We start from the raw sequence: 13,661 nt of genomic DNA on the forward strand, positions 1-13,661 counted from the left end.
TGGCGGCCGACCGGTCGTCCGACCGCCTTCGGTCCGGTCGGGCCGCCTGCACCAGACAGGCGGCCCGACCGTGTGGGGTGTTGATCAGCGGGCGATGGTCTCGCGCAGCTGGGGCACCCCGTGCTTGACGACATCTCCGAAGAGGACGTCCGGGTCGAGTCTACGGAGTTCCTCGGCCAGGCAGTCGCGCAGGTTGCGGCGTGGCAGCGACAGGTCGTGCGTCGGCTGCCCGGGCATCGAGAGCGTCGCGACGTCCACCAGGGAACGCTCGAGCTCGATGGTGCCGGACTCGCGCACGAGCTTCACGCCGTGGATGCCGCTCGACCCCGTCGCTCGCGGCGACGTGACGACGGACACCGGCACCTGGAGCTGCAGCTGCAGCCAGGCGGCGAGGAGGATCGTCGACGGGCTGTCGGACGCTCCCGAGACCTCGACCGCGGTGATCGGCTCGTACGGCGGCTGGTCGAGCGCCGCGGCGAGCTGGTTCCGCCACAGGGTCAGACGGGTCCACGCGAAGTCGGTGTCGCCCGGTACGTAGGACGCACCGAGCGCCTCGATCGCGCCGTTGGGGTCCTTCTGCGCGGCCGCGTCGGTGATCCGTCGCTGCGCGATGCGGCCGAGGGCCGACGCCGCGGGCTGCTCGGGAGCGGTCTGCGGCCACCAGGCCACGACGGGTGCGTCCGGCAGCAGGAGGCCGGTGACCAGGCTCTCCTCGTCGGTCGCGGTCTCGCCGTACGCACGGAGGACGATGACCTCGCTCGCACCCGCGTCGCTGCCGACGCGGATCTGCGCGTCGAGGCGCCCGGGGGACTTCGTGTCACCGCTGTTCTTCGAGACGATGATGACGCGCATCGGGTGCTCGCGGGACGCCTCGTTGGCCGCCTCGATCGCCTCTTCCTCGTGGCCGAGGGCCGTCGAGATGATGAGGGTCAGCACGCGGCCGAGGGCGACGGCGCCGCCCTCTTCACGGATGCGGACGAGCTTCTTCTGGATCTTCGACACCGTGGTGTCGGGCATGTCGATCTTCACGGACGCCTCCAGGTCCGACCGTCGCGGGCGAGCAGGGCGTCGGCGGATGCCGGGCCCCACGTGCCGGGACGGTACTGCTCGGGCTGGCCCTGCGTGGCCCAGAACTCCTCGATGGGGTCGAGGATCTTCCAGGACAGCTCGACCTCCTGGTGCCGCGGGAACAGCGGCGGATCACCGAGGAGCACGTCGAGGATGAGTCGCTCGTACGCCTCGGGGGATGCTTCGGTGAACGCGTGGCCGTAGCCGAAGTCCATCGTCACGTCGCGCACCTGGGTGCCGACGCCCGGGACCTTCGAGCCGAAGCGGAGCGTGACGCCCTCGTCCGGCTGGACACGGATGACGAGCGCGTTCTGACCGAGCGGGGACTGCGTGTTGCCGTAGACGTCCTCGGGGACGCGCTTGAACACGATCGCGATCTCGGTCACACGACGGCCCAGACGCTTGCCGGCGCGCAGGTAGAACGGGACGCCCTGCCAGCGACGCGTGGCGATGTCGAGCTTGATCGCCGCGTAGGTCTCGGTGCCGGACTCGGGGTTCATCCCGGCCTCTTCGAGGAAGCCGAGCACCTTCTCGCCGCCCTGCCAGCCGCCGTCGTACTGCCCGCGGGCAGTGGCGGTCGACAGGTCCTCGGGCAGACGGACGGCGGAGAGCACCTTCTCCTTCTCGGCACGCAGGTCGGCGGCCTTGAACGAGACGGGTTCCTCCATCGCGGTGAGCGCGAGGAGCTGCAGCAGGTGGTTCTGGATGACGTCGCGCGCCGCACCGATGCCGTCGTAGTACGCGGCACGCCCGGCGACGCCGATGTCCTCGGCCATCGTGATCTGCACGTGGTCGACGTAGTTCGAGTTCCAGATGGGTTCGTACATCTGGTTCGCGAACCGGAGCGTCAGCAGGTTCTGGACGGTCTCCTTGCCGAGGTAGTGGTCGATGCGGAACACGTCGTCGGGCGCGAAGACGCTCTCGACGATCGCGTTGAGCTCGCGCGCGGTGCGGAGGTCGGAGCCGAACGGCTTCTCGACGACCACGCGGCTCCAGGAGCCCTCGCGCTTCTCGGTCAGCCCGGACAGCTTCAGCTGCTCGGTGACGACCGGGAACATCTTCGGCGGGATGGACAGGTAGAACGCGTGGTTGCCCAGCGTCCCGCGCTCGGCGTCGAGGTCGTCGACGGTGCGCTTGAGCTCGCGGAACGCCTCGGGGTCGTCGAACGAGCCCTGGACGAAGCGGATGCCCTGTTCGAGCTGACGCCAGACGTCCTCGTCGAACGGGGTGCGCGAGTGCTCCTTGACGGCGTCGTGGACGAGCTGGGAGAAGTCTTGGTCCTCCCAGTCGCGACGAGCGAACCCGACGAGCGCGAACCCGGGGGGCAGGAGCCCCCGGTTGGCCAGGTCGTAGACCGCGGGCATCAGCTTCTTGCGTGACAGGTCGCCTGTCACTCCGAAGATGATGAGCGTGCTCGGTCCCGCGATCCGGTTCAGTCGACGATCCGTCGGCAGCCGGAGCGGGTTGCGCTCCGGGGTGATTGCCACCGGTGACATGAGTCGGTGAACTCCTTACGAGTCAGTGGGAGACGGCGGACGCGATCGCCGCGGTGGCGGCGTGGACGTCCGACGTGGTGAGGGTGAGGACCGGCCGGCCGTGCTCGGCGAGGACACTCGCGTCGCCGGCGGCCTGGGCCCGGAGGAGCTGCCCGAACGTGAACGGCCGACCCGGGATCGCCAGGTCGTCCGCTTCGTCGGCCACGATCTGCAGGAACACTCCCGTGGCGGGGCCGCCCTTGTGGTACTGGCCGGTCGAGTGCAGGAACCGGGGGCCGTACCCGAAGGTGACGGGGCGCTCCGTGCGCGCCGCGATCGCGTCGCGCAGCGATTCGAGGCCGCTGTTCGTGGTGCGGTCGACGTACGCCTGCACCGACACGTAGCCGGTCGGGTCGAGCGCGGACAGGAGGCCCGACAAGGCTTCCGAGAGCGTCGCACCGACCGCGAGTCCGGGCGTCGCGTGCACGGCGATGCCGTCCTCGGAGAACGCCGGCTCCGCCGGAGCGGGGCGGTCGTCGAGGAGCGCGCGGGTCGCGACCTTCGCGGCCTCGACGTCGGGCTGGTCGAACGGGTTGATGCCGAGCAGGCGACCGGCGACCGCGACGGCGTACTCCCAGACGAGGATCTGGCCACCGAGCGTGCCGGTGATCTCGACTTCGCCCTCGGCGACGTGACGCTCGTCCTCGCGCGAACCGACCAGGCGGATGACCTGGACGTCGGGCAGGCCGGCGGTGACCTCGGGGGAGTCCGTGTGCAGCACGACGGGCAGCAGGCCGCGGCCGTCCTTGCCGGTCGACTCCGCGATCAGCTGTTCGACCCAGTCGCCGAAACCGACGATGTGCGTACCGTCGGGCACGATGGCGATCTTGTCACGCAGCGGCTCCGTGCCGGCGAGGACCGCACCGAGCACGAGCCCGGGGTTCTCGTCCAGGTCGACCGAGAGCAGCGCGGAGATCGCGTCGGCCTCGTCGAGGAGCTCGGCGATGTCCGCTCCCGCGAGCCCGGACGGCACGAGGCCGAAGGCGGTGAGCGCGGAGTAGCGGCCGCCGACCGTGGGGTCGGCGGTGAAGACGCGGTAGCCGGCGTCGATCGCAGCGGCCTCGAGCGCGGAGCCCGGGTCGGTGACGACGACGATGCGGCGGGCCGGGTCGATGCCGGCGTCGCGGAAGGCCTGCTCGTAGACACGGCGCTGCGAATCGGTCTCGAGCGTCGAGCCGGACTTCGACGAGACCACGAGCACGGTGCGCTCGAGGTCGGTCGTCACGGCCGCGCGGACCTGTGCGGGGTCGGTCGAGTCGAGGACCGTGAGGGGCACGCCGGCGGTGCGCGTGATGACCTCGGGTGCGAGGGACGAGCCGCCCATGCCGGCGAGGACGACGTGGTCGACCCCTTCGGCACGGAGCGACTCGCGCAGCGCGGTCACCTCGGCGACGAGCGGGCGGGAGACCGAGACGGCCTCCACCCAGCCGAGGCGCTTCGACGCCTCGGCCTCGGCGGTGGTTCCCCACAGATCGGCGTCCTGGGCGGTGATGCCCGAGGCCACCAGGTCAGCGACGAGCCGCGGGACCACCTGTTCGATGGCCCGCGCGGCGTCGCCGCTGGCTGCGATGGAAACCGTCACTACTTGGCGCCCTCGAGCGCTGCCTTGACGGTGTCGACGAGCTCGCCCCAGGAGACGTTGAACTTGTCCACGCCCTCCTTCTCGAGCAGTGCGACGACCTCGTCGTAGTCGACGCCCTGTGCGGCGAGCTGGTCGAGGACCTGCTGCGCCTGGTCGAACGTGCCGGCGATGGCGTCGCCGTGGATCTCACCGTGGTCGAACGTGGCGTCGAGCGTCTTGCCCGGCATCGTGTTGACGGTGTTGGGGGCGGCGAGCTCGGTCACGTAGAGCGTGTCGGGGAGCGACGGGTCCTTGACACCGGTCGAGGCCCAGAGCGGACGCTGCGTGTTGGCGCCGGACTCGAGCAGGCCGAGGGCACGCTCGGAGGCGAACGCCTCGGTCCAGACCTGGTAGGCGAGCTGCGCGTTGGCGATGCCGGCCTTCGACTTGAGGGCCTTGGCCTCGTCGGTGCCGACGGCGTCCAGGCGCTTGTCGATCTCGGAGTCGACGCGCGACACGAAGAAGGACGCGACCGAGTGGATCTTGGAGAGGTCGTGGCCGGCGGCCTTGGCCTTCTCGAGCCCACCGAGGTACGCGTCGATGACGGCGCGGTAGCGCTCGAGCGAGAAGATCAGGGTGACGTTGACGGAGATGCCGGCGCCGATGACCTCGGTGATCGCCTCGAGACCCTCGAGCGTCGCCGGGATCTTGATGAGGACGTTCTCCTTGCCGACCTTCTCGAACAGGAACTTGGCCTGCTCGATGGTCTTGGCGGTGTCGTGCGCGAGGCCCGGCTCGACCTCGATCGAGACGCGGCCGTCGAAGCCCTTGGTCTCGTCGTAGATCGGCTTGAAGACGTCGGAAGCGTTCGCGACGTCCTGCGTGGTGATCGCGAAGATCGCGTCGGTGACGTCGGTGCCCGCAGCGGCGAGCTCCTTGACCTGCGAGTCGTAGCGCTCGCCCTTGGCGAGGGCCGACGCGAAGATCGTCGGGTTCGTCGTCACGCCGACGACGTTCTTCTGCTCGATGAGCTCGGTGAGCTTGCCGGTCTCGAGGAGCTCGCGGGAGAGGTCGTCGAGCCAGATGCTCACGCCGACCGCGGAGAGGGCGGCGGTGGGGGTGTTCTCAGCCATGTGTTTCTCTTCTTCTTTCATCGACGGGTCCGTGAGGACCGTGAGTCGGGGTTTCGGGGACGGGAGGCCCGTGGCGGAACCGAGCCGGGCCTCCCGGAAGAAGGGCCGGATCCGGAAACCGGACCCGGCCCTTGCAGGTCAGGAAGCTGCGATCGATTCCTTCGCGGCGGCCACGACGTGCTCCGTCGTGAAGCCGAACTCCTTGAAGAGCGTCTGGTAGTCGGCCGAGGCACCGAAGTGCTCGATCGAGACGCTGCGGCCCTTGTCGCCGACGATGTCGCGCCAGCTCATGGCGATGCCGGCCTCGACCGACACGCGAGCGGTGACGTTCTTCGGGAGCACCTGGTCCTGGTAGTTCTCGGACTGGGCGCGGAACCACTCGATCGACGGCGCGCTCACGACGCGGGCGTTGATGCCCTCGGCCTTGAGCTGCTCGCGAGCATCGACCGCGATCTGGACCTCGGAACCGGTCGCGATGAGGATGACGTCCGGGGTGCCGTTGGGCGCCTCGGCCAGGATGTACGCACCCTTGGCGACGTTCTTCGCCGAAGCGAAGACCTCGCCGGACGCGTCACCCTCGCCACGCTCGAACACGGGGAGGTTCTGACGGCTCAGCGCGATGCCGGCCGGGCGGTCGGTGTGCTTGAGCATCTCGAGCCACGCGTACGCGACCTCGTTGGCGTCGGCCGGGCGGACGACGTCGAGACCGGGGATCGCACGGAGCGACGAGACCTGCTCGATCGGCTGGTGCGTCGGGCCGTCCTCGCCGAGGGCGATGGAGTCGTGGGTCCAGACGTAGATCGCCGGCGCCTGCATGAGCGCGGCGAGACGGACCGCCGGACGCATGTAGTCGCTGAAGATGAGGAACGTGCCACCGAAGGGGCGGGTGTTCCCGTGCAGGACGATGCCGTTGAGGATCGAGCCCATGGCGTGCTCGCGGATGCCGAAGTGCAGCACGCGGCCGTACGGGTCGGTGCTCCACGTCGACGTCGAGGCCTCGGCCGGACCGAAGGACTTGGCGCCCTCGATCGTGGTGAGGTTCGACTCGGCGAGGTCGGCCGAACCGCCCCAGAACTCGGGCATCAGCGGCGCGATGGCGTTGATGACCTTGCCGGAAGCGGCACGGGTCGAGACGGCCTTGTCGGTCGGGAAGACCGGGAGCGCTGCTTCGAGGCCCTCCGGGAGCTCCTTCGACTGGACACGGTCGAACAGCGCCTTCTTGTCGGCGTTGGCCGCGGCCCACGCGTCGAAGGACTTCTGCCACTCGGCGTGCTCGGCCTGGCCCTTGGCGACGGCGCCGCGGGTGTACTCGAGGACCTCGGGGGCGACCTCGAAGGTCTTGTCGGTGTCGAAGCCGAGGATCTCCTTGAGGCCCTTGATCTCGTCGGCGCCGAGCGCCGAACCGTGGATCTTGCCCGAGTTCTGCTTGGTCGGCGACGGCCAGCCGATGATCGTCTTGAGGACGATGAGCGACGGCTTGTCGGTGACCTGCTTGGCGGCCTCGATCGCGGCGTGGAGCTCCTCGACGTCCTCGGAGTACTCGCCGGTCTTCTTCCAGTCGACGATCTGGACGTGCCAGCCGAGCGCCTCGTAGCGGTCGGCGACGCTCTCCGAGAACGCGATGTCGGTGTTGTCCTCGATCGAGATCTGGTTCGAGTCGTAGAACGCGATGAGGTTGCCGAGCTGCTGACGGCCAGCGAGCGAGCCGGACTCGTTCGTCACGCCTTCCTGCATGTCACCGTCGCCGGCGATCACGTAGGTGTAGTGGTCGAACGGCGACTGGCCGGCCGGGGTCTCCGGGTCGAACAGGCCGCGCTCGAAGCGCTGGGCGTAGGCGAAGCCGACCGAGGACGCGAGGCCCTGGCCGAGCGGGCCCGTGGTGATCTCGACACCGTCGGTGTGGCCGTACTCCGGGTGACCCGGGGTCTTCGAGCCCCACTTGCGCAGGTGCTGCAGGTCGTCGATCTCGAGCCCGTAGCCGTGCAGGTAGAACTGCACGTACTGGAGGATCGAGGCGTGACCGGCGGAGAGGATGAAGCGGTCGCGGCCGATCCAGGTGGAGTCGCTCGGGTCGCGACGCATCACCTTCTGGAAGAGCAGGTGGGCGAGCGGAGCGAGGCTCATCGCGGTGCCGGGGTGACCGTTGCCGGCGGCCTCGACCGAGTCGGCGGCGAGAACGCGGGCCGTGTCGACGGCCTTCCGGTCGATGGCGTCCCAGGTGAATTCAGCCACTTGGATGTTGACCCTTCTTGATGCGACATGTGCGAGGGCTCGTGCCATCGCACGGACATGTGGCCATCCCGGGGCCGAGTCGTGTCGCCGTCTAGCGGCGGCCGACCGGCTCATCGCGGCCGACGTCATCGGGGCGCGCACTGCGGGAGGGCGTGTCCAGCATAGTGACCCGGTACTCAGAAGGGGTTCAGGTGACCCCCGATGTTCACACCGGAGTGGCCGTCGACGGTCGATCCGGGCGTGTCGAGCGCGTCCGGATCACGCCGGGATGTCGGAGCGGGGCACCGTCGCGGCGCTTCCATCCCGTAAACTGATCGGGACCCGTGGACATTCCGGGTCAGCGCATGCCCGGACGCCGTCGCAGTCGTCCACCGAGTGTGCGAGCTGATGCGAACAGACTGAGGTTCTCTTGCCGACTGCCACCGTGACCCGGCCCGACACCGATCGACCCCGATCGCCGCTGTCCCGCAAGGTCCGTGCGTACGTCTCGTTGACGAAGCCGCGCGTGATGGAGCTGCTGCTCGTCACCACGGCGCCGACGATGTTCCTCGCCGAACGCGGCGTCCCCGACCTGTGGCTCGTCTTCTGGACGATGCTCGGCGGAGCGATGTCGGCCGGTTCGGCGTCGGCCTTCAACTGCTACATCGACCGCGACATCGACCGGCTGATGAAGCGGACCAGCACCCGCCCGCTCGTCACCGGCGAGCTGTCCGACCGCGAGGCCCTCGTGTTCTCGTGGGTGCTCGGCATCCTGTCGACCGCGGTGCTCGGCTTCCTGGTGAACTGGCTCGCCGCGGCGCTGAGCGTCATCGCGATCCTCATCTACGTGTTCGTCTACACGCTGTGGCTCAAGCGCCGCACCCCGCAGAACATCGTGTGGGGCGGCTCGGCCGGCTGCATGCCCGTGCTCATCGGCTGGGCGGGCGTCACCGGGTCGCTGACCTGGACCCCGGTCATCCTGTTCATGGTGATCTTCCTGTGGACGCCGCCGCACTACTGGCCGCTGTCGATGAAGTACCGCGACGACTACGACGCGGCCGACGTGCCGATGCTCGCCGTGGTCCGTGGCCGCACCGTCGTCGGCCTGCAGGTCGTGCTCTACGCGTGGGCGACGCTCGTCTGCTCGCTCCTGCTCATCCCGGTCGGGCACATGGGGCCGCTCTACACGGTCGTCGCGCTGGCCGGCGGCATCTGGTTCGTCGTCGAGTCACACCGCCTGTACTCGCGGGCCATCCAGCACGTCGAGCACGTGCAGCCGATGCGGGTCTTCCACAGCTCGATCACGTACCTGACGCTGCTCTTCATCGCCGTGGGCATCGACCCGCTGCTGCCGCAGGTCTTCACCTTCTAGGCGGTCGAGCGGGCGCCCGCGCGCGCTCGGTCCGCACGACGCCGTCGTGTCCGGTTGGCACCGTCGTGTCCTGTTGACGCCGTCGTGTCGGCACGGCGCCGCCACCCCGCCGAGACGCCGCCGAACCCGGCGGCGTCTCGCGCGTTCGGCGGCGTACCGGCAGGACACCGGCGTCCTGCGTCGGCCACGAGGCGGCCTGGAGGCGCGGTGCGGTCCCGCCACGGGCCTCCCGTCCGGCGTGACCGCTGTCGGCCGCGGGGCGGACGCGAGTCGCTGCGGACCGCGCGTGGTCCGGATGTCGAGCGACGAAGTCGATGTCGTGCGACGTCCGCGGTGTCGTTCTGCGTCAGCAGCGTGGCGCCCGCCGGCCACGTCCACCGGAAACGCGACACCCCACCAGTCGAACGACTCGTGGGGTGTCGGAGAACGGGTGTCGAGCGCGCGACGCGCCCGGGCGTCAGTCGTCGATGGGTTCCCGGACGGCGTCTCGGCCGGCCGAGGCCCGCGTCGACAGCACCACGGCGGTCACCGCACCGACGAGCAGCCCGGCGAGCACCATGTGCGTGCCGACGAGCCCGACGGGCAGACCCGTTCGCGCCTGCGTGAGCCCGACCGCGATCTGCAGGAACTCGACGACGAGCAGCAGCAGCGGCCACTTGCTCGGGCGGCCCAGGCGGACGGCTCCGATGACGAGCACCAGGGTCAGGGCGAAGAGGGCGTACGCGGGCCAGGCGTGCACGTGCTCCATGACCGCGGGGTCGAACCCGGTGCGGTGCAGACGCCCACCGTCGACCGCGGCGTCGGCTCCGGCGTGCGGGCCGCTGCCGGTGGTCAGGATGCCGACGAGCACGGTCACGACGACGGCGGCGACGGTGCCGCGGACGACACCCGTGTACCAGCGCGGGACGAGCCGCTGGGCGGTGCGCGGGCCGTGCGTCGTGCGGTAGACCAGCGCAGCGGTCACCGAGGTGAGGGCGGCGGAGACGACGAAGTGCAGCCCGACCACGAAGGGGTTCAGGTTCGTCCAGACGCTCATGCCGCCGATGACGGCCTGCACCGGGATCGCGACGCCCTGAGCGAACGCGAGCCAGAAGAGTTCGGGGCGCGTGCGGAGCATCCGGACGACCGCGAGGAACATCGCGACGGCCACGATCACGAGCACGAAGGTCAGCAGTCGGTTGCCGAACTCGATGATGCCGTGGATGCCCATCTCCGGCGTGGAGACGAGCGAATCCGCCGTGCACTTGGGCCAGGTGGGGCATCCGAGGCCCGAGGCGGTGAGGCGTACCAGGCCTCCGGTGCCGATCAGCACGACCTCGACCACGAAGGACGCCCAGGCCAGTGCGACCACGCGACGGTCGACCACGCGGGGGAGCGACCACCACCGTCCGGTCCGGAGATCCTGCTCGACGGGGGATCCGACGCGTGTCACGAGGGTGGTGCCTTCCTGTTGTTCCGTGCAGTGAACCTGTAGGATTCGAGGGTTCAGCAGCAGTCAAGTCTAGGCAGGCGCCGGCTCCGAATGGGCCGAGATCGCCGATCAACCCACGGACTGCGTGGAACCATTGTCGTTGCGAGGGAGCAGCACCCGGTCCGCATGTCAGCGGTCCGCGGTGGAATGGCGTCCAGACGCCACGGGTTCACACCTGTAACGCTGTCCCGCGAGAAGGAAACGAGGAGACCATGTCCGACGTGCTCATCGACCGTCCCGAGCTCGAAGGGCTCGGCCAATACGAGTTCGGCTGGTCCGACTCCGACTCGGCAGGGTCCTCCGCCCGTCGTGGGATCTCGGAAGAGGTCGTCACCGACATCTCGAACCTCAAGGACGAGCCCGAGTGGATGCTGAAGAACCGCCTCAAGGGGCTGTCGCTCTTCGGCCGCAAGCCGATGCCGACGTGGGGTGCCGACCTGACGGGCATCGACTTCGACAACATCAAGTACTTCGTGCGCTCCACGGAGAAGCAGGCGCAGTCGTGGGAGGACCTCCCCGAGGACATCCGTGCGACCTACGAGAAGCTCGGCATCCCCGAGGCCGAGCGTCAGCGCCTCGTCGCCGGCGTCGCCGCGCAGTACGAGTCCGAGGTCGTCTACCACCAGATCCGCGAGGACCTGGAGCAGCAGGGCGTCATCTTCATGGACACCGACACGGCGCTCCGTGAGCACCCGGAGCTGTTCGAGGAGTACTTCGGCACCGTGATCCCGGCCGGCGACAACAAGTTCGCCGCGCTGAACACGGCCGTCTGGTCCGGTGGCTCGTTCGTCTACGTCCCGAAGGGCGTCCACGTCGAGATCCCGCTGCAGGCCTACTTCCGGATCAACACCGAGAACATGGGCCAGTTCGAGCGGACGCTGATCATCGCGGACGAGGACTCGTACGTCCACTACATCGAGGGCTGCACCGCCCCGATCTACAAGTCCGACTCGCTGCACTCGGCGGTCGTCGAGATCATCGTGAAGAAGAACGCCCGCGTTCGGTACACGACGATCCAGAACTGGTCGAACAACGTCTACAACCTCGTCACCAAGCGTGCGATCGCACACGAGGGCGCGACGATGGAGTGGATCGACGGCAACATCGGGTCCAAGGTCACGATGAAGTACCCGTCGATCTACCTCGCCGGCGAGCACGCCAAGGGCGAGACGCTCTCCGTCGCCTTCGCGGGCCCCGGTCAGCACCAGGACGCCGGCGCGAAGATGATCCACATGGCGCCGTACACGACGTCGTCGATCGTCTCGAAGTCGATCGCCCGTGGTGGCGGTCGTGCGGGCTACCGCGGCGAGGTCCGGGTCGACCCGGGCGCGCACCACGCCGCCAACACCGTGCGCTGCGACGCCCTGCTGGTCGACACGATCAGCCGGAGCGACACCTACCCGGCGATCGACATCCGTGTCGACGACGTGCAGCTGGGACACGAGGCCACGGTCTCGCGTGTCAGCGAGGAGCAGCTCTTCTACCTCATGTCCCGCGGCATGGCCGAGGACGAGGCGATGGCGATGATCGTCCGTGGCTTCATCGAGCCGATCGCCCGCGAACTCCCGATGGAGTACGCACTCGAACTCAACAAGCTCATCGAGATGAGCATGGAAGGATCCGTCGGCTAGATGTCCAGCACCACCCCTCCCCACATCGACCAGCCGATCGAGCCCGCTGCCGCAGCGCAGGGCGGCACCCAGCACGGCGCCGGAGCCCACTCCGACGGCGGCTGGGACGCCCCCGACAAGAAGGTGCCGGTCCAGACCCGCTCCGAGCGGTTCCAGTCCGGCGACGTCGAGGCGTTCCCGAAGGTCACCGGCCGAGAGGTCAACTGGAAGTTCGCGCCGCTCGCCAAGCTCCAGCCGCTGCTGGACGGCGCGCTCGACGGATCCGCCTACCCGTACCTCGCCCGCCAGTCCGAGGGCGCCGACGTCGAGTGGGGTCGCAGCGACGACCCCCGCGTCGGCTCCGCCGGCCTGCCCGAGGACCGCGCCTCGGCCGCAGCCTGGACCGCGCGTGACGCGGTCCTGGCGATCACGATCAAGGCCACCGAGGCGCACGAGTTCATCACGGTGACCCGTTCCGACTTCGGGTCGCAGCCCCGCGCTGCGCACACGGTGATCACGGCCGAGCCGAACTCCCAGGGCATCGTCGTGCTCGACAACCGCGGCAGCGCCCTGCTGAGCGAGAACATCGAGATCGTCGCGCAGCAGAACGCACGACTGACCGTCGTCAGCCTGCAGGACTGGGATGACGACGCCGTGCACGTCTCGACCCACTTCGCGGAGGTCGGCCGCGATGCCTTCCTCAAGCACGTCGTGGTCTCGCTCGGCGGCGACGTCATCCGCGTCAACCCCTCCACGCACCTCGGTGCGCAGGGCGCCGACACGGAGATGTACGGCGTGTACTTCGCCGACGCCGGCCAGTACATCGAGCAGCAGGTCTACGTGAACCACGACGCGCCGAACACGCGCGGTCGGGTCAACTACAAGGGCGCGCTGCAGGGCCAGGGCGCGCACACCGTCTGGATCGGTGACGTCCTGATCGGCCGCGCCGGCGACGGCACCGACTCGTACGAGCAGAACCGCAACCTCGTGCTGACGGACGGCACCCGTGCCGACAGCATCCCGAACCTCGAGATCGAGACGGGCAACATCGAGGGCGCCGGCCACGCGAGTGCGACCGGTCGCTTCGACGACGAGCAGCTGTTCTACCTGCAGTCCCGCGGAGTCCCGGAAGAAGAAGCGCGGCGCCTCGTCGTGCTCGGCTTCCTGGTCGAGGTCATCCAGAAGATCGGTGCGCCCGAGCTCGAGGAACGCCTCATCGCCGCGGTCGAGCAGGAGCTGGCCGAGGGCCGTTCGGTCATCGCCGCACCGGCCGAGGCGGGCGACGCACAGGCTGCCGCAGGGCAGTCCGACGGCGCGGAGGCCACCGCCTGATGGCCGAGAAGGTCTGCGCCGAAGCCGACATCGCGGTGGACAGCCCGATGCGGGTGGTCGTCGGCGGCACGGCGGTCGCGATCGTGAAGGACTCGTCCGGCACGGTCCACGCCATCGGCGACACCTGCACGCACGGCGACATCTCGCTGGCCGAGGGCTTCGTCGAGGGTGACTCGCTGGAGTGCTGGGCCCACGGGTCCCGCTTCTCGCTGGCCACCGGCAAGCCGCAGAACTTCCCGGCCTACGAGCCCGTCCCGGTCTTCCGGGTCGAGGTCCGCGACGGCGACGTCTACGTCGACGTGCAGGACGTCGTCCCGGTCGACTGAGCACCCCCAACACTTCCCGCGGCTGACGCCGCACACAGCTGC

At 69.3% G+C, this 13,661-nt stretch carries 10 protein-coding genes; 4 read left to right on the forward strand and 6 right to left on the reverse strand.

Annotated elements, in window-relative coordinates; all coding sequences use genetic code 11:
• Nucleotides 1–84: 84 nt before the first annotated feature.
• From DEJ06_RS09210 to tkt, 5 genes are all read right to left on the reverse strand, one after another.
• Nucleotides 85–1,029 (reverse strand): glucose-6-phosphate dehydrogenase assembly protein OpcA, encoded by a 945-nt coding sequence (locus tag DEJ06_RS09210; protein WP_027465684.1) that lies wholly within the window; start codon nucleotides 1,027–1,029, stop codon nucleotides 85–87.
• Nucleotides 1,026–2,564, reverse strand: a complete 1,539-nt coding sequence (zwf, locus tag DEJ06_RS09215) for a glucose-6-phosphate dehydrogenase (RefSeq protein WP_111029280.1) — start codon at nucleotides 2,562–2,564, stop codon at nucleotides 1,026–1,028. The genes DEJ06_RS09210 and zwf overlap by 4 nt, the downstream gene beginning before the upstream one ends.
• 22 nt (nucleotides 2,565–2,586) lie before the next feature.
• On the reverse strand, nucleotides 2,587–4,185 hold the full coding sequence (locus DEJ06_RS09220; protein WP_111039102.1) for a glucose-6-phosphate isomerase: 1,599 nt from the start codon (nucleotides 4,183–4,185) through the stop codon (nucleotides 2,587–2,589).
• The gene (gene tal, locus DEJ06_RS09225) at nucleotides 4,185–5,297 is read right to left on the reverse strand and encodes a transaldolase (RefSeq protein ID WP_071403753.1); all 1,113 of its coding nucleotides are present in this window, start codon (nucleotides 5,295–5,297) and stop codon (nucleotides 4,185–4,187) included. The genes DEJ06_RS09220 and tal overlap by 1 nt, the downstream gene beginning before the upstream one ends.
• A gap of 138 nt (nucleotides 5,298–5,435) precedes the next feature.
• A complete protein-coding gene (gene tkt / locus DEJ06_RS09230; RefSeq protein ID WP_111029283.1) occupies nucleotides 5,436–7,529 on the reverse strand; it encodes a transketolase in 2,094 nt (697 codons plus the stop codon).
• Between the two features lie 424 nt (nucleotides 7,530–7,953).
• Here tkt and DEJ06_RS09235 point away from each other — a divergent pair, with 424 nt between their 5' ends.
• A complete protein-coding gene (locus DEJ06_RS09235) occupies nucleotides 7,954–8,880 on the forward strand; it encodes a heme o synthase (RefSeq protein ID WP_071403755.1) in 927 nt (308 codons plus the stop codon).
• 457 nt (nucleotides 8,881–9,337) lie between these two features.
• On the opposite strand, the gene DEJ06_RS09240 is transcribed toward DEJ06_RS09235, so the two are convergent.
• Nucleotides 9,338–10,312, reverse strand: a complete 975-nt coding sequence (locus DEJ06_RS09240) for a heme A synthase (protein WP_111039103.1) — start codon at nucleotides 10,310–10,312, stop codon at nucleotides 9,338–9,340.
• Nucleotides 10,313–10,563: 251 nt separating this feature from the next.
• On the opposite strand from DEJ06_RS09240, the gene sufB reads away from it, so the two are divergent.
• Genes sufB through DEJ06_RS09255 form a run of 3 tightly spaced genes read left to right on the forward strand, consistent with a single transcriptional unit; the run spans nucleotide 10,564 to nucleotide 13,619 of the window.
• Nucleotides 10,564–11,982 (forward strand): Fe-S cluster assembly protein SufB, encoded by a 1,419-nt coding sequence (gene sufB / locus DEJ06_RS09245; RefSeq protein WP_017887266.1) that lies wholly within the window; start codon nucleotides 10,564–10,566, stop codon nucleotides 11,980–11,982.
• The gene (gene sufD / locus DEJ06_RS09250) at nucleotides 11,983–13,293 is read left to right on the forward strand and encodes a Fe-S cluster assembly protein SufD (RefSeq protein ID WP_111029284.1); all 1,311 of its coding nucleotides are present in this window, start codon (nucleotides 11,983–11,985) and stop codon (nucleotides 13,291–13,293) included.
• Nucleotides 13,293–13,619 carry a non-heme iron oxygenase ferredoxin subunit gene (locus tag DEJ06_RS09255; protein ID WP_372496365.1) on the forward strand — a complete coding sequence of 109 codons (327 nt, stop codon included), beginning with the start codon at nucleotides 13,293–13,295 and terminating at the stop codon, nucleotides 13,617–13,619. Before sufD ends, DEJ06_RS09255 begins: the two co-directional genes overlap by 1 nt.
• Nucleotides 13,620–13,661: the final 42 nt, after the last annotated feature.

This window comes from Curtobacterium sp. MCLR17_051, from assembly GCF_003234395.1.
Lineage (GTDB): Bacteria > Actinomycetota > Actinomycetes > Actinomycetales > Microbacteriaceae > Curtobacterium > Curtobacterium flaccumfaciens.